The sequence below is a fragment of the Streptomyces sp. NPDC059861 genome (assembly GCF_042731435.1).
GTDB lineage: Bacteria > Actinomycetota > Actinomycetes > Streptomycetales > Streptomycetaceae > Streptomyces.
Genome location: NZ_JBHWJQ010000062.1, coordinates 1 through 16,355, shown reverse-complemented (window position 1 = coordinate 16,355; position 16,355 = coordinate 1). Strand labels below are relative to the sequence as shown.

15 protein-coding genes are annotated in these 16,355 nt (G+C 72.3%); 9 read left to right on the top strand and 6 right to left on the bottom strand.

Annotation, left to right across the window (positions count from 1 at the left end):
* The first annotated feature begins 47 nt into the window (after positions 1-47).
* On the top strand, positions 48-812 hold the full coding sequence (locus tag ACFV6X_RS34125) for a hypothetical protein (protein ID WP_385390181.1): 765 nt from the start codon (positions 48-50) through the stop codon (positions 810-812).
* Between the two features lie 317 nt (positions 813-1,129).
* Here ACFV6X_RS34125 and cobT read toward each other — a convergent pair whose 3' ends face one another.
* On the bottom strand, positions 1,130-2,230 hold the full coding sequence (cobT, locus tag ACFV6X_RS34120) for a nicotinate-nucleotide--dimethylbenzimidazole phosphoribosyltransferase (RefSeq protein WP_385390179.1): 1,101 nt from the start codon (positions 2,228-2,230) through the stop codon (positions 1,130-1,132).
* A gap of 161 nt (positions 2,231-2,391) precedes the next feature.
* Between cobT and ACFV6X_RS34115 the strand changes: the two genes are divergently transcribed.
* A complete protein-coding gene (locus tag ACFV6X_RS34115; protein WP_385390177.1) occupies positions 2,392-3,447 on the top strand; it encodes a class I SAM-dependent methyltransferase in 1,056 nt (351 codons plus the stop codon).
* Positions 3,448-3,472: 25 nt separating this feature from the next.
* On the opposite strand, the gene ACFV6X_RS34110 is transcribed toward ACFV6X_RS34115, so the two are convergent.
* A complete protein-coding gene (locus ACFV6X_RS34110; RefSeq protein WP_385390176.1) occupies positions 3,473-4,681 on the bottom strand; it encodes a bifunctional adenosylcobinamide kinase/adenosylcobinamide-phosphate guanylyltransferase in 1,209 nt (402 codons plus the stop codon).
* A gap of 188 nt (positions 4,682-4,869) precedes the next feature.
* Here ACFV6X_RS34110 and ACFV6X_RS34105 point away from each other — a divergent pair, with 188 nt between their 5' ends.
* Positions 4,870-5,082, top strand: a complete 213-nt coding sequence (locus tag ACFV6X_RS34105) for a hypothetical protein (protein ID WP_385390174.1) — start codon at positions 4,870-4,872, stop codon at positions 5,080-5,082.
* Positions 5,083-5,122: 40 nt separating this feature from the next.
* Here the strand turns inward: ACFV6X_RS34105 and ACFV6X_RS34100 are convergent, their stop codons facing one another.
* From ACFV6X_RS34100 to ACFV6X_RS34090, 3 genes are all read right to left on the bottom strand, one after another.
* A complete protein-coding gene (locus ACFV6X_RS34100) occupies positions 5,123-6,184 on the bottom strand; it encodes a S1C family serine protease (protein WP_385390173.1) in 1,062 nt (353 codons plus the stop codon).
* 139 nt (positions 6,185-6,323) lie between these two features.
* Entirely contained in the window at positions 6,324-7,025 is a 702-nt protein-coding gene (locus tag ACFV6X_RS34095) for a class I SAM-dependent methyltransferase (protein ID WP_385390172.1), read from the bottom strand.
* An 83-nt stretch (positions 7,026-7,108) separates the two neighbouring features.
* The gene (locus tag ACFV6X_RS34090; protein ID WP_385390171.1) at positions 7,109-7,738 is read right to left on the bottom strand and encodes a DUF3043 domain-containing protein; all 630 of its coding nucleotides are present in this window, start codon (positions 7,736-7,738) and stop codon (positions 7,109-7,111) included.
* 291 nt (positions 7,739-8,029) lie between these two features.
* Between ACFV6X_RS34090 and ACFV6X_RS34085 the strand changes: the two genes are divergently transcribed.
* From ACFV6X_RS34085 to ACFV6X_RS34065, 5 genes are all read left to right on the top strand, one after another.
* Positions 8,030-8,806 (top strand): PspA/IM30 family protein, encoded by a 777-nt coding sequence (locus tag ACFV6X_RS34085; RefSeq protein WP_365456011.1) that lies wholly within the window; start codon positions 8,030-8,032, stop codon positions 8,804-8,806.
* Positions 8,807-8,825: 19 nt separating this feature from the next.
* Positions 8,826-9,107: a hypothetical protein gene (locus tag ACFV6X_RS34080; protein ID WP_385390170.1), complete on the top strand. Its 282-nt coding sequence runs from the start codon at positions 8,826-8,828 to the stop codon at positions 9,105-9,107.
* A gap of 79 nt (positions 9,108-9,186) precedes the next feature.
* Positions 9,187-10,407 (top strand): sensor histidine kinase, encoded by a 1,221-nt coding sequence (locus tag ACFV6X_RS34075; protein ID WP_385390169.1) that lies wholly within the window; start codon positions 9,187-9,189, stop codon positions 10,405-10,407.
* The gene (locus ACFV6X_RS34070; protein ID WP_385390167.1) at positions 10,404-11,090 is read left to right on the top strand and encodes a response regulator; all 687 of its coding nucleotides are present in this window, start codon (positions 10,404-10,406) and stop codon (positions 11,088-11,090) included. The genes ACFV6X_RS34075 and ACFV6X_RS34070 overlap by 4 nt, the downstream gene beginning before the upstream one ends.
* Positions 11,091-11,245: 155 nt before the next feature.
* Entirely contained in the window at positions 11,246-14,359 is a 3,114-nt protein-coding gene (locus ACFV6X_RS34065; protein WP_385390166.1) for an efflux RND transporter permease subunit, read from the top strand.
* Positions 14,360-14,423: 64 nt separating this feature from the next.
* Here ACFV6X_RS34065 and nadA read toward each other — a convergent pair whose 3' ends face one another.
* The gene (gene nadA / locus ACFV6X_RS34060; RefSeq protein ID WP_385390164.1) at positions 14,424-15,608 is read right to left on the bottom strand and encodes a quinolinate synthase NadA; all 1,185 of its coding nucleotides are present in this window, start codon (positions 15,606-15,608) and stop codon (positions 14,424-14,426) included.
* Between the two features lie 342 nt (positions 15,609-15,950).
* Here nadA and ACFV6X_RS34055 point away from each other — a divergent pair, with 342 nt between their 5' ends.
* Positions 15,951-16,307 carry an iron-sulfur cluster assembly accessory protein gene (locus tag ACFV6X_RS34055; RefSeq protein ID WP_365455958.1) on the top strand — a complete coding sequence of 119 codons (357 nt, stop codon included), beginning with the start codon at positions 15,951-15,953 and terminating at the stop codon, positions 16,305-16,307.
* Positions 16,308-16,355: the final 48 nt, after the last annotated feature.

The window sequence follows — 16,355 nt, the reverse complement described above, 5'->3', positions numbered from 1 at the left end:
GACCGCTCGCGGAGCACCTCACCGCGATCCTGGGCAAACTTGGACCTATGGGGAACTGGCTGGAACGCAACATCATCGAGCCCGGCAAGCTCCCCCTGCTGCTCGCCCTCACCGCCTTCGTGCTGACCTTCCTGATCACCCGGCTCATCACCCGCATGATCCGGGCGGGCCGGGGCCCCTTCCGCAACGTCAGTACGGGTGGCGTGCACGTCCACCACGTGGTGCCCGGCGTCGTCCTCACTCTCGTCGGCGGCTTCGGCGCGGTGGCCGGCGGCCGGTACGGCTTCGGGTCCTACATCTCGGCCGTGATCTTCGGGATCGGTGCGGGCCTGGTGCTGGACGAGTTCGCCCTGATCCTGCATCTGGCGGACGTGTACTGGACCGAGGAGGGCCGCCAGAGCGTGGAGGCGGTCGTGCTCACCGCCGCCCTGGTCGGCCTGTGGGTGGCCGGACTCGCGCCGTTCGGCGTCAACGACCTCGACCAGGACGAGCTCCAGGGCCGGAGCTCGGTCATCTCCACGGTGGCCGCGAACTTCCTCTTCTCGCTCGTCGCCCTCGCCAAGGGCAAGGCCCGGGTGGCGATCCTCGGCGTGATCGTCCCGTTCATCGCCCTGTTCGGCGCGATCCGGCTGGCCCGCCCCGGCTCGCCCTGGGCCAAGCGCCTCTACCGCCGGCGCCCCCGCGCCCGGGCCAGGTCACGCCTGCGCGCCTACCACCACGACCGCCGCTGGCTGGGCCCCACCCGCAGATTTCAGGACTGGCTCGGCGGCACGCCCGACCCGGAACGCGCCCGCGCCCTGGAGAGCCGCTGACACGGCGCGGCGATCCCGCACCGCACCAGCACCGCCGGGACCTCCGCGGCGGTGACGTTCGCCGCGTACCGTCGGCCGACGTACACCGCGAGGCCGTCGACGCGGACCGTCCCGGTGTTCTGCACGAAGCGGTGGCCCCGGGGCCGGCCGTGCGCGAAGTGCGGCACGGCGGTGAGGCGCGCGGCCGGCCGTGAGCGTCATCGCCACGGCCCGCGCCCGCCACGCGCAGCCCCTCCGGACCGTCCGGTGCAGCGGCCCCCGTTCGGCGCGGGACCGGCGGGCGAACGGGTTCGTCGGGCGCGGCTCCCGGGCGTCCTCTACACCGCCTCCGGCTCATCGGCCGGCTGCTTCTCCTCAAGCTCCTCGGGCTCCTCGGGCTTGACGGGCAGCTCCGCCGCGAGCGCCGCCGCGGCCTGCACCAGGGACAGCGCCAGCAGGCCCCCGGTGCCCTCGCCGGCCCGCACGGCGTGGTCGAGCAGCGGCTCCAGTGCCATCCGGTCCAGCGCCTTGGCCTGTCCCGGCTCCCCGCTGTTGTGCCCGGCCAGCCACCAGTCCGGCGCCCGGAACGCGACCCGCTGGGCCACCAGCGCGCACGCGGCGGCCACCACGCCGTCCAGGATCACCGGCATCTTCCGCACGGCGCACTGGAGCAGGAACCCGGTCATCGCGGCGACATCCGCCCCGCCGACCGTGGCCAGCAACTGCAACTGGTCCCCGAGCACCGGCCGCGCCCGCCGCAACGCGTCCCGGATCGCCGCGCACTTGCGCATCCACACCAGGTCGTCGATCGCGAGCCCGCCCCGCCCGGTCACCACGGACGCGTCGGTCCCGCACAGCGCGGCGACCAGCACCCCGGCCACCGTGGTGCCGCCCACGCTCACATCGCCGAGCACCACCAGATCCGTACCGGAGTCGGCCTCCTCGTCGGCCACCGCGACCCCGGCCCGGAACGCCGCCTCGGCCTCCTCGGCCGTCAGCGCGTCCTCGATGTCGATCCGCCCGCTGCCGCGCCGTACCCGGTGCCTGACCACGTCCTCGGGCAGGGCCTGCGGATCGCAGTCCAGCGCCATGTCCACGACCCGCACCGGCACGCCGAGCCGCCGGGCGAGCACCGACACCGGCCGGCCGCCCTCCAGTACGTCGCGCACCAGTTCCACGGCGCTCCCCGCGGGCCGCGCCGACACCCCCAGCTCCGCGACGCCGTGGTCACCGGCGAACAGCACCACCCGCGGCCGTTCGACCGGCCGCACCGGTACGGCACCCTGCGCCGCGGCCAGCCATTCACCCAGGTCGTCGAGGCGCCCCAGCGACCCGGGCGGCACGATCTGACGCTCCCGGCGCGCCTCCGCGTCGCGGCGCACCCCGCCGTCGGGGCGCTCGATCAGATCGGTGAAGTCGTCGAGATTCAGCGAGCTCATTCGCCGAACAGTACCGGCCCCGGTCGAACGGGACGGCGCCACATGGCGGCCACGAACCCACCACGTCGTTGCACCCAAGATCGGGATCCCATACGTTCCGTTTTGCAGCGGATTGTCGTACGTCCCTCCCCGCCCTGTCCGTCGCGCCCCGGGAGTCGCCCATGTCGTCGTCCGTCCCCTCCGCCTGGCCGGCGATCGACCTGCGCCGTGCCAAGTACCTCGCCGAACTCGCCCAGGGCACCGAGCGCTTCCACGCGCCGCGCCGCGAGAGCTGTCCCTGGTGCGGCGGGCAGCGCCTGCGCGTCCGCCTCACGGCACCCGACGTGATCCAGGGCAAGCCCGGCACGTTCACCGTCGAGGAGTGCGAGGACTGCGCGCACGTCTTCCAGAACCCCGGCCTCACGCCCGAGGGCATGGCCTTCTACCACCGGGACCGGGACGGGTACGAGAGCCCGTCCTCACGCCGCCGCAACCGCGAGCGGGTCCGGGCGATGCTGCACCTCGTGGAACCGGAGAGCTGGCTGGACGTCGGCACGGGCGACGGCGACTTCCCGGCCGCCGCACAGGAGTTGCTCCCGTACACGTCCTTCGACGGCACGGACCCCACCCCGCGGGTGCTGCGCGCCCGCGCGACGGAACGTGTGGAGGATGCCTACGTCGGCCACCTCACCACCCCCGGCCTGCTGGGCCGGCTGCGCTCCCGCTACGACGTGGTGAGCGTCTTCCACCAGCTGGAACGGGCGCCGTCGCCCCGTGAGGAACTCAAGGCGGCGATCGCGGCCCTGCGCCCCGGCGGCCACCTCGTCCTGGAACTGGCCAACCCGCACAGCGCCTTCGCCGCGCTCCTCGGCAAGTGGTGGCCCGCCCACGCCCAGCCCCGCCAGCTCCATCTGCTCCCGCCGGCCAACGTCCACAAGGCCCTGGAGGACGGCAACTGCACGATCCTCAGCACGGACGAGGCGGCTCCCCACATCCCCGCCGACCTGGCCACGGCGGCGACCCGGGCCCTCTCCCAGGCCCTCCCGTCCCCCGACACCCCCTGGCGCGCCACCCCGCCCACGGTCCTCCAGCTCACCGCGCGCGCGGCCCTGACGGCCGCGACCGCCCCCGTACGCCTGACGGCCACGGCCCTGGACCACACCCTGGCGCCCCTGGCCCGCCGCACCGGCTTCTCCAACGCGTACCGGGTGATCGCCCGCAAGAACCCGCTGCCCTAGGGGCGGAGTGGGGGGCGCGGTCCCGTCACCCCCGCAGCACCACGGCCTGCCCCGCCACCACCAGCAGCACCTGTTCGCACTCGGCCGCGAACGCCGCGTTCAGGCGGCCGAGTTCGTCCCGGTAGCGCCGCCCGGACGCGGTGGCCGGGACGATGCCCGAGCCCACCTCGTTGGACACGGCGACCACCGCCCGGCGGGTGCACCGGAGCGCGTCCGTCAGCGCGTGCACCCGTTCGCGCAGCGCCTTCTCGCCGCCGTCGGCCCACTCCGCGTCGTCCCACGCGCCCACGGCGTCCATCGCGTCCGTCAGCCACAGCGACAGGCAGTCGATCAGCAGCGGCGGCCCCTCCTGCGCGAGCATCGGCACCAGGTCGCACGTCTCCACCGTCCGCCACGACCCCGGCCGCCGCTCCCGGTGCACGGCCACCCGGTCCGCCCACTCGCCGTCCCCTTTACGGGTCCCTCCCGTCGCGACGTACAGCACGTCGGGGAACGCCTCCAGGCGCCGCTCCGCCTCCACCGACTTGCCCGACCGCGCCCCGCCCAGCACCAACGTCCGGCGTGGCACGTCCGGCACGTTCTCGTACGCCCCGACCGCCAGGGTCGCCCCGTCCCGCACGGCCCGCGCCCCCGCCGCGGCGAGCCGCCGCCGCAACTCGGGCCCGGGCGGCACGTCGTGGTCCAGGTGCACGGCGACGACGTCCGTCGTGGGCCCGGCCGCCCCCACCGCCCGCAGCCGCGCCAGGGCGTCCGGCCGCCCCACGACGTCCACGAGCACCATGTCGTACGGCTCGGCCGACGCGGTCCCCTCCTCCAGCCCGGCCGGCGCGCAACCCGGCGGCAGATACAGCAGCCGCTTCCCGTCCGGCCCGGTGACCGCGTATCCCGTCCCCGGCGAGTCCATCGCCAGCGCCCGCACCCGATGCCCCGTCAGCAGCGCCAACTCCCGCCCGTCCGGCACCCGCCCCGGCTGCGGAAGCCCGGCCGGCACCTCCACCGGCGGCCCGTTGTGCGGATGCGACAGCAACACCTGACGCACCCCCGCGAGCGACCGCCCCGCCCGCGCCGCCGCGAACGCCGCGCCGGGCGTCAGGTCGAGCAGCAGCGCCCCGTCCACGAGCACGGCCGTCGCCGCCCGCGCGTCGGCACCGAGCGCGGTCGCGCACGCCGCACAGGGACAGTCGGGGCGGGGAAGTCCCGCGGGGGCGCCGGTGCCGAGCAGAGTCAGTTCCACGATCCGATTTTCGCCGGTCGCCGCCCGTCATGCGCGCCCGGGAGGGCCCGACCGGCTCCCACGGCCCCCGATGTGGCCGATCACCCGCGGTCTGATGACGACTCACCCGGCGGAGCGCATAGGCTCGGGGCCGGTGCCGGGGCGAGATCCGGCCCGGCTCTGCAGGTGCTGACAGCTGGGAGGCGTACATGGCGGCATGGACGTGGCGGTTCGAGAAGGCCGACGGGACGGAGGTCCAGCCCGCGGTGCAGCCCGAGGAGTTCACCACGCAGGGCGACGCCGAGTCCTGGCTCGGGGAGTACTGGAAGGACCTGCTCGCCGGGGGCGCGGACCAGGTGCGGCTGTTCGAGGACGCCACCGAGATCTACGGGCCGATGAGCCTGCACGCGGAACAGGCCTGACGGGGCGGGGCGGCCGCACGGCCGCCCTTCTCACCGCCCGCTACTGCTCGCCCAGCGTCACCTCGACGGTCCGCTCGTGGCCGTTGCGTGTGAACGTCACCGTCGTCCGCCCGCCCGGCGACAGCGTGGCCAGCGCCTCGGCGAGCGAGGTGATGCTGGTGATCTCCGTGTCACCCAGCCCGGTGATGATGTCCCCGGCCCGGACACCGGCCTTCGCCGCCGCTTCACCCGGGTGCGCCTCGACGACGGCCACCCCGTCGGACCGGTAGTCCGCGTCGACGACGGTACGGCCCGTGATGCCGAGCGCCGCCCGACCCGAGTCGGTCACCCGGCCGTCCCGGACGATCTGACCGGCGATCGCCCGCACCGTCGACGCCGGGATCGCGAACCCGATGCCGGGCGCCGCGCCCTCCCCGAGGTTCGGGTCGGTCGCGGCGAGCGACGGGATGCCGACGACCTGTCCGTCGAGGTTCACCAGGGCGCCCCCGCTGTTGCCCGGGTTGATGGCCGCCGAGGTCTGCACCATGTTGGCGATCGTCGCGCCCGAGACGCCGCCCTCACTGGGCCCCGTGACGGTCCGCCCGGTCGCGGAGACGATCCCCTGGGTGACGCTGGACGACAGCCCGAGCGGCGAGCCCATGGCCAGCACGATCTGCCCGACCTCGACCTTCGCCGAGTCCGCGAACGCCGCCGGCCGCAGCCCCCGAGGAGGCCGGTCCAGCTTCACCACGGCCAGGTCCTGCTCGGGGTACGAGGAGACGAGCCGCGCCGCGAGCTGGTCCTCGCTGTTGGCGGTCGTCACCCGGAACGTCCGCTGGTCACCGACGACGTGCGCGTTGGTGACGACGTGGCCCTTGTCGTCGAAGACCACCCCGGAGCCCAGCTCGCTGCGGCCCTGGATCTGCACGACCGAGGGCAGGACGTCCTTGATCACCTTCTGGTAGTCGTTCTGCAGATCGTTCGCCGCCATCGGCGCCGCGGCCCGCGCGGTCGTCCGCTCCGCCTCCGGTGCCGGCCCGCCCACGGTGCAGCCGGGGACGAGGAGCAGACAGCACAAGGCGCCCACGGCGCGGCGCGATACCCGGACAGGGTCAGCTTCCATGCCCCGAGTCTGGCTCTCCGGCCCGCACCCGGGCCCGCGCTGTACGCCCGAACGGGCTCAGGGCCCGGCACGTCGTAAGACGCACCCGATGCCGTGAGGCCCGCCCTCCGGGCGGACGACGGCAAGGTGACGGCAGGCCCTAGCCGCGTACCCCGCACAGATGCAGCAGCGCCGCGACCCCCCGGTACGGGTCCGTCCGCCCGGCCCGTTCCTCCACCGCCAGCAGCGTCTCCACGTCGGCCGGCGCCTGCGCCCCGTCGGCGGCGGTGTCGGTGAAGACCCGCACTCCGTACCAGGCGTGCAGCGGCGCCCCGATCCCGGCGAGCGTGGCCGTCAGCGTGTCCAGGCGGTCGGCCCGGACGTCGAGGCCCAGCCGGTTGCGGTACTCGGTGGTGTCGAAGGCGGTGAGCGCCGTGCCCCAGTCGCCGGACAGGCCCGGCCGGAGGGCGAGCGCGTCCCCGTTGCGCACCAGCAGCGACAGCAGCCCGCCCGGGGCGAGCATCCGCGCCAGCCCGGCCAGCAGCGGATCGGGGTCGTCGACGTACATGAGCACGCCATGACAGAGCACGAGGTCGAAACCGCCGGGCAGGAAGTGGACCCCCGTGTCCCGGCCGTCCCCCTCGACGAGCCGCACCCGCTCCCGGATCCCCTCCGGCTCCGCGTCGAGCGCCGACCGCGCCGCGGCGAGCATGGTGGCGTCCTTCTCTATGCCGGTCACCTGGTGTCCGGCCCGGGCCAGCCGCAGCGCCTGCGTGCCCTGGCCCATCCCCACGTCGAGCACACGCAGCCGCTGCCCGACCGGGAAGCGCCCGGCTATCTGCTCGTCGAGCTGCCGGGCCACCAGCTCCTGCCGTACGACGTCACGCAGCCCGCCGAGTCCGCCCAGCCAGGCTTTTGCCGCACCCCCGGGGAAAGACGTCGCGCTCAGGGCCGCTCTCCGCGCTTGACCTGCGGCTTGGGCAGCCGGAGTCGGCGCATCTGGAGGGAGCGCATCAGGGCGTAGGCGACCGCGCCGCGCTTGTTCTCGTCGGGGAAGCGCTCGGCCAGCCGCTTCTTCAGCCGGTACCCGGTGGCCACCGAGTCCAGGACGATCAGCACGATCACGACCAGCCACAGCAGCAGCGCGATGCTCTGCAGCGACTGCACCCGCACCATGCTCAGCACGAGGATCACCACGGCCATCGGCAGGAAGTACTCCGCGATGTTGAACCGCGAGTCGATGAAGTCACGGGCGAACCGGCGCACCGGACCCTTGTCGCGCGCCGGCAGATACCGCTCGTCACCACCGGCCAGCGCCTGGCGCTGCCGCTCCATGGCGGCACGGCGATCCTCGCGCTGCCGCTTGGCGGCCTCCTTGCGCGTCATCGACGTGTTGGCGACGCTGCGGCGCTGGGACTGCGCCGCACTGCGCTTGGGCGTCGGCCGACCCTTCGGGGCCTGCGGGTCACGGGTCTGCTGGGAGTCGGTCACCTGGGCCTGCGCGGCGGTGGCGGCCTTCTCGTCTTTGGCACGGCTACGGAACACAAAACCCAAGGGTACGGGGTCGAGGGGCATGGACCCCAGTCCCGCGGGGAACGATCCCGCAACACCAGTCGTCTGTAAGGGGACAGAGGGGACGATGCGTACGCTCTCGGTTCCCTCCGGATCCCCCGGGGCATACCCGGGGATCACCTACTCCCTACGCCGGAGCGGGAGCGCACTCAGTCGTCCTTGGGGATGAGCGCATCCGTCCCCGAACAGTGCGGTAATGGATGCAGGGCCCGTACTGTGGGTTCTGTCGCAGAGCTGGAGCCGGAGTCCGTCAGAAGGGGGCGCGCGAAGCCCATGAGCGGTGTCATGAAGCGTATGGGGATGATCTTCCGCGCGAAGGCGAACAAGGCCCTTGACCGGGCCGAGGACCCGCGCGAGACCCTCGATTACTCGTACCAGAAGCAGCTGGAGCTGCTCCAGAAGGTCCGCCGCGGTGTCGCGGACGTGGCCACCTCGCGCAAGCGCCTGGAACTCCAGCTGAACCAGCTGCAGACCCAGTCGACCAAGCTGGAGGACCAGGGCCGCAAGGCGCTGGCGCTGGGCCGTGAGGACCTGGCCCGCGAGGCGCTCTCCCGCCGGGCCGCCCTCCAGCAGCAGGTCACGGACCTCGAGACGCAGCACGCGACGCTCCAGGGCGAGGAGGAGAAGCTCACCCTGGCCGCCCAGCGCCTCCAGGCCAAGGTCGACGCCTTCCGCACCAAGAAGGAGACGATCAAGGCCACGTACACCGCGGCCCAGGCCCAGACCCGCATCGGCGAGGCCTTCACCGGCATCTCCGAGGAGATGGGCGACGTCGGGCTGGCCATCCAGCGGGCCGAGGACAAGACCGCCCAGCTCCAGGCCCGGGCCGGCGCGATCGACGAACTGCTCGCCTCCGGCGCTCTCGACGACCCCACGGGCATGGCCAAGGACGACATCCAGGCCGAGCTGGACCGCCTCTCCGGTGGTACGGATGTGGAGCTGGAGCTGCAGCGCATGAAGGCGGAGCTGGCCGGAGGCACCGGCGGTGGCCAGCAGGCCATCGAGGGCGGCAAGGACCAGCCCCAGTCGCAGCAGCAGCCGCAGGACACCCCGCGCTTCGACAAGCAGTAGTCACTCACCGGAGGGCGACATGATCGTACGGATCATGGGGGAGGGGCAGGTGAGGCTGGCCGACAGCCACCTCACCGAGCTGAACAAGCTGGACGACGAGCTCCTGGCGGAGATGGACAACGGCGACGGCCCCGGCTTCCGCCGCACCCTCCAGGCCCTCCTCACCAAGGTCCGTGAACTGGGCGAGCCCCTGCCGGACGACTCCCTCGAACCCTCGGAACTGATCCTCCCCTCCTCCGACGCGACCCTGGAGGAGGTCCGCGAACTGCTCAGCGACGGCGGCCTGATCCCCGGGGGCTGACGCACCGGGCCGGCCGAACGGCGCGAGCACGGTCGGCCCCCGTTCCCCGCCCCCCGGGGTACCCGTACCGTTGACAGCCGTGAGCACCCTCGAAAGCGCCCGGCGCCGTCTGAAGGCGCACCCCACGACGCTGGACGCGGCGCTGGCGGCCGGCGTACTGGCCTGCATGGTGGCCGGGTCCTTCGTTGACCCGCGCGACAAGCACGGCGTCGACTGGGTGCTGCGCACCCCGGACACCCTCAGCCTCGTCCTCATGGTGCTCGCCGCCGCGGCCCTGGTGTTCCGCCGCCGCGCCCCGCTCAGGGTCCTCGCCCTCGCCGGCACCTTCTCGGTCGTCGAGTTCGTCACCGGCGACCCCAGGGCCCCGGTCGCCATGGCCGCCGTGGTCGCCCTCTACACCGTCGCCGCCACCACCGACCGCTCCACCACCTGGCGCGTCGGCGTGCTCACCATGACCGTGCTGACCGGCGCCGCCATGCTCGCGGGCCCACTGCCCTGGTACGCCCAGGAGAACCTCGCCGTCTTCGCCTGGACCGGCATGGCCGCGGCCGGGGGCGACGCGGTCCGCAGCCGCCGCGACTTCGTGCAGGCCATCCGCGAGCGGGCCGAGAAGGCCGAACGCACCCGTGAGGAGGAGGCCCGCCGCCGGGTCGCCGAGGAACGCCTGCGCATCGCCCGCGACCTGCACGACGTGGTCGCCCACCACATCGCCCTGGTCAACGTGCAGGCCGGGGTCGCCGCGCACGTCATGGACAAGCGTCCCGACCAGGCCAAGGAGGCCCTCGCGCACGTACGGGAGGCCAGCCGTTCCGCGCTCAACGAGCTGCGCGCCACCGTCGGCCTGCTCCGCCAGTCCGACGACCCGGAGGCCCCGACCGAACCCGCCCCCGGCCTGGACCGCCTCGAAGAACTCGTCGGCACCTTCCGCAGCGCCGGCCTGCACGTCGAGGTCGCCCGCGCCGACCACGGCACCAGCCTCCCCGCCGCCGTCGACCTGGCCGCCTACCGCGTCATCCAGGAAGCACTCACCAACGTCCAGAAGCACGCCGGTACGACCGCCAGGGCCGAGGTCAGCGTCGTACGGGTGGGCGCGAACATCGAGATCACCGTCCTGGACAACGGCTCAGGCGACGACGACGCCCCCGTCTCGGGCGGTGGCCACGGACTGCTCGGCATGCGCGAGCGCGTCACCGCCCTGCGCGGCACCCTCACCACCGGTCCCCGCTACGGCGGCGGCTTCCGCGTGCATGCGATCCTGCCGGTCAAGACCCGCGCCGCCCCAGCGAAGGACCCCGTATGACGATCCGTGTCCTGCTCGCCGACGACCAGGCGCTGCTGCGCAGCGCCTTCCGCGTGCTCGTCGACTCCGAGCCCGACATGGAGGTGGTCGGCGAGGCGTCCGACGGGGCGGAGGCGGTACGGCTGGCGAAGGAGCGGCGCGCCGACGTCGTCCTGATGGACATCCGGATGCCGGGCACCGACGGCCTCGCCGCCACCCGCCTGATCAGCTCCGACCCCGACCTCGCCGATGTCCGGATCGTCATCCTGACCACCTTCGAGGTCGACGACTACGTGGTGCAGTCGCTGCGCGCGGGCGCCTCCGGCTTCCTCGGAAAGGGCTCCGAACCGGAGGAACTGCTCACCGCCATCCGGGTCGCGGCCGGCGGCGAGGCGCTGCTGTCCCCGGCGGCCACCAAGGGCCTGATCGCCCGCTTCCTCGCCCAGGGCGGCGACAGCCACGCCGTCGAGCGCGACCCGGACCGCGCCGAGCGCCTCGCCGCGCTGACCGTGCGCGAGCGCGAGGTACTGGTCCAGGTCGCGGGCGGGCACTCCAACGACGAGATCGCCGAGCGCCTGGAGGTCAGCCCGCTGACGGTGAAGACGCACGTCAACCGGGCCATGGCCAAGCTGGGCGCCCGCGACCGGGCGCAGCTCGTGGTGATCGCCTACGAGTCGGGGCTGGTACGTCCGAGGGTGGACTGACCCCGGTCCGCCGTACTGCGGCGGGAGTAGGCGCGGGACAAGAAATGGTCCCAGGGGCGACGGATCGCCGTCCGGCGATGGCTCAGGGTGTAGGTACGGGCGCTCACATGTGCCCGGTGCTTCCGCCCCAGGCCACAGAAGAGAGACGCTGACCCATGTCCTGGCTGTCAAGATTCAGCCTCGCGCAACGGGCCCTGATAGGGCTGATGTCGATCATCGCGCTCGCCTTCGGGGCGATCGCGATCCCACAGCTCAAGCAGCAGCTGCTGCCCACCATCGAACTGCCCATGGTGTCGGTCCTCGCCCCGTACCAGGGCGCGTCCCCGGACGTGGTCGAGAAGCAGGTCGTCGAGCCCATCGAGGACAACCTCGAAGCCGTCGACGGCATCACCGGCGTCACCTCGACGGCGAGCGAGGGCAACGCCGTGATCATGGCGTCCTTCGACTACGGCAACAACACCGACCAGCTCGTCGCCGACGTCCAGCAGGCCGTCAACCGGGCCCGCGTGCAGCTCCCGGACGACGTCGACCCGCAGGTCATCGCCGGATCGACGGACGACATCCCGGCTGTCGTCCTCGCCGTCACCTCCGACGAGGACCAGCAGGCGCTGGCCGACCGGCTGGACCGGACCGTCGTACCGGCCCTCAAGGAGATCGACGGCGTCGGCCAGGTCTCGGTCGACGGTGTGCGGGACCTCCAGGTCGCGGTCACCCCGGACGACCGCAAGCTGGCCCGCGCCGGCCTCACCGTCCAGAGCCTCGTCCAGGCCCTCCAGGCGGGCGGCGCCACCGTCCCGGCCGGCTCCTTCGACGAGGACGGTGGCAACCGCACGGTGCAGGTCGGCGGTCCGTTCACCTCGCTGAAGCAGATCGAGGACCTGAGGGTCACCGGCGAGGGCGCCGACAGGCCCGTGCGTCTCGGCGCGGTCGCGGAGGTGACCCAGAAGCAGGCCAGGGCCGAGTCCCTCACCCGGACCAACGGCAGGCCCAGCGTCGCCGTCGCCGTCACCATGGACCGTGACGGCAGCGCGGTCGCCATCTCCGACGAGGTCCAGGAGAAGCTGCCCGGTATGCGGGCGGACCTCGGTTCCGGCGCCACCGTCACGGTCGTCAGCGACCAGGGCCCGGCGGTGTCCAAGTCCATCGAGGGCCTCACCACGGAGGGCGCGCTCGGCCTGGTCTTCGCGGTCCTGGTGATCCTGGTCTTCCTGGCGTCGATCCGCTCCACCCTGGTCACCGCGGTGAGCATCCCGCTCTCCGTCGTGCTGGCCCTGATCGTGCTGTGGACGCGGGACCTGTCCCTGAACATGCTCACGCTGGGCGCGCTGACCATCGCCATCGGCCGGGTCGTCGACGACTCGATCGTGGTGCTGGAGAACATCAAGCGCCACCTCGGCTACGGCGAGGAGCGCCAGTCGGCGATCCTGAACGCCGTCCGCGAGGTCGCGGGCGCGGTGACGTCCTCGACGCTCACCACGGTCGCGGTGTTCCTGCCGATCGGTCTCGTCGGCGGCATGGTGGGCGAGCTGTTCGGCTCGTTCTCGCTGACCGTCACGGCCGCCCTGCTGGCGTCGCTGCTGGTCTCGCTGACGGTCGTACCGGTTCTGTCGTACTGGTTCCTGCGCGCCCCCAAGGGCACCCCCGAGGACGCCGAGGAGGCACGCCGTCTCGCGGAGGAGAAGGAGGCCCGCGGCAAGCTCCAGCGGTTCTACGTCCCCGTCCTGCGCTTCGCCACCCGGCGCCGGCTGACCAGCGTGGCCATCGCGGTCGTGGTCCTGCTCGGCACCTTCGGCATGGCGCCGCTGCTGAAGACCAACTTCTTCGACCAGGGCGAGCAGGCGGTCCTCACCGTCAAGCAGGAGCTGAAGCCCGGCACCAGCTTGGCGGCGACCGACGCCCAGGCGAAGAAGGTCGAGAAGCTGCTCACCGGCACCGAAGGTGTCAAGGACTACCAGGTGACGGTCGGCTCCTCCGGCTTCATGGCCGCCTTCGGCGGCGGCACCGACACCAACCAGGCCTCGTACTCGGTGATGCTGGAGGACTCGGCGTCGTCCGCGGACGTCCAGGACCGCATCGACGCCGGCCTGAAGAAGCTCGACGGTGTCGGCACGACCACCGTCTCGATCGGTGACGGCTTCGGCAGTCAGGACCTCAGTGTGGTCGTGAAGGCGGCCGACGCGGACGTGCTGCGGCAGGCCGCCGAGGAGGTCCGTAAGACGGTGGCGGGGCTGGACGATGTCACGGACGTCACCAGCGACCTGGCGCAGAGCGTCCCGCGCATCTCCGTAACGGCCAAGCCCTCGGCGGCCGCCGCCGGCTTCGACGGGCAGACGCTGGGCGCGGCCGTGGCCCAGGCGGTGCGCGGCACCACGGCGGGCAAGGCGACGCTGGACGACACCGAGCGCGACATCGTCATCGCGTCCGCCAAGCCGGTCGACACCATCGCCGAGCTGCGCAGGCTCCCGTTGGGCGCGGTGCAGCTGGGTGACATCGCGACCGTGAAGCAGGTGGACGGGCCGGTCTCCATGACCCGGATCGACGGTCAGCGCGCGGCGACCGTCACCGCCAGGCCGACCGGCGAGGACACGGGCGCGATCAGCAACGAACTGCAGAAGCAGCTCGACAAGCTGGACCTCCCTGAGGGCGCCACCGCCCAGATCGGCGGCGTCTCCGAGGACCAGGACGAGGCCCAGACCAACCTGGCCCTGGCCATGCTGGCGGCCATCGCGATCGTCTTCATGCTGCTGGTCGCGACCTTCCGATCGCTGGTCCAGCCGCTGATCCTGCTGGTCTCCATCCCGTTCGCCGCGACGGGCGCGATCGGCCTGCTGCTCGTGACCGGCACCCCGATGGGCATCCCGGCGATGATCGGCATGCTGATGCTGATCGGCATCGTGGTGACCAACGCGATCGTGCTGATCGACCTCATCAACCAGTACCGCAAGCAGGGTTACGGCGTCGTCGAGGCCGTGGTCGAGGGCGGCCGTCACCGGCTCCGCCCGATCCTGATGACCGCCCTGGCGACCATCTTCGCCCTGCTCCCGATGGCCCTGGGCATCACCGGCGAGGGTGGCTTCATAGCCCAGCCGCTGGCGGTGGTCGTGATCGGCGGCCTGATCAGCTCCACCCTGCTGACCCTGCTGCTGGTCCCGACGCTCTACGCGATGCTGGAGCTCCGCAAGGAGCGCCGTGCGAAGAAGCGGGCGGCCAAGCGGGAGGCGAAGCCGCAGACCCCGGCGGAGCAGAAGCCGGAGCCGGCGCAGGTCTGACCGCATGACGAAGGGGGCCGCACCTGCCAGTGCGGCCCCCTTCACGCGTGTGCGGTGCCGGAGGCTACGGCAGCGCCAGCATCCGCTCCAGCGCCAGCTTCGCGAACGCCTCGGTCTCTTTGTCGACCTCGATCCGGTTGACCAGGTTGCCCTCGGCCAGGGACTCCAGGGTCCACACCAGGTGGGGGAGGTCGATGCGGTTCATGGTCGAGCAGAAGCACACCGTGCGGTCCAGGAAGACGATCTCCTTGCCCTCCGGCGCGAAACGGTTCGCCAGCCGGCGGACCAGGTTCAGCTCGGTGCCGATGGCCCACTTGGAGCCGGCGGGCGCGGCCTCCAGGGTCTTGATGATGTACTCCGTCGAGCCGACGTAGTCCGCGGCCGACACCACCTCGTGCTTGCACTCGGGGTGGACCAGCACGTTCACGCCGGGGATGCGCGCGCGGACGTCGTCGACCGAGTCGAGGCTGAAGCGGCCGTGCACCGAGCAGTGGCCGCGCCACAGGATCATCTTGGCGGCACGCAGCTCGTCGGCGGTCAGACCGCCGTTCGGCTTGTGGGGGTTGTAGAGCACACAGTCGTCGAGGGACATGCCCATGTCCCGCACGGCGGTGTTCCGGCCGAGGTGCTGGTCGGGCAGGAACAGCACCTTCTCGCCCTGCTCGAACGCCCAGTCCAGCGCCCGCTGGGCGTTGGACGAGGTGCAGATGGTGCCGCCGTGCTTGCCGGTGAACGCCTTGATGTCGGCGGACGAGTTCATGTACGAGACGGGCACGACCTGCTCGGCTATCCCGGCCTCGGTCAGCACGTCCCAGCACTCGGCGACCTGCTCTGCCGTCGCCATGTCGGCCATCGAGCAGCCGGCGGCCAGGTCCGGCAGCACGACCTTCTGGTCGTCGCCGGTCAGGATGTCCGCGGACTCGGCCATGAAGTGCACACCGCAGAAGACGATGTACTCGGCCTCGGGGCGCGCGGCCGCGTCCCTGGCCAGCTTGAACGAGTCGCCCGTGACGTCCGCGAACTGGATGACCTCGTCGCGCTGGTAGTGGTGGCCGAGCACGAAGACCTTGTCGCCCAGCTTCTCCTTGGCCGCGCGGGCGCGCTCCACCAGGTCCGGGTCGGACGGCGACGGCAGGTCACCGGGACACTCGACGCCGCGTTCGCTCTTCGGGTCGGCCTCACGGCCGAGGAGCAGCAGGGCGAGGGGCGTCGGCTGTACGTCGAGCTCCTGGGTCTGGGCGGTGGTCACGACACGCACCCTTTCTGTTCTGCGGCTCGCCGACCCGGGAGAGCCGGGCCGGCGGGACATTCGGGACATCTTCTCGACTTTTCGTCGGAATGACGCTATCTATCATAACCGCTTCACGTCAGTTTGACGATGGCCATAGTGTCGGTGTGACGTGAATCCTGACACCTCGCTGTCGAATGCCGTTGTCCGGCTGGCCACGACTGCTGTGCGCCCGCGGGGGCATGTGCGAGCATGAAGAGGGCGCCAAGGAGAAAAGACACGGGCCCGGCCCGGAATGAATCCGCGTCCCCGCCGGTTGCAACCGTCGGCAAGCAGTCTCCGTACAACCCGGGAGAGATGTAGATGTCCGTATCGGACGAGACCACCACCGTCACCGACGGCATCATCGTGACCGACGCCGCCGCGTCCAAGGTGAAGGCGCTGCTCGACCAGGAAGGCCGTGACGACCTCGCCCTGCGCGTCGCCGTCCAGCCCGGCGGCTGCTCCGGCCTGCGCTACCAGCTCTTCTTCGACGAGCGCTCGCTCGACGGCGACGTGGAGAAGGACTTCGGCGGGGTCAAGGTCGTCACCGACCGGATGAGCGCTCCGTACCTGGGTGGCGCCACCATCGACTTCGTGGACACCATCGAGAAGCAGGGCTTCACGATCGACAACCCGAACGCGACGGGTTCCTGCGCCTGCGGCGACTCCTTCAGCTGAGCGGCCGCGTCACCAGGCGGAAGTGAAGGCGGCGGCCCCCTGCGAGGG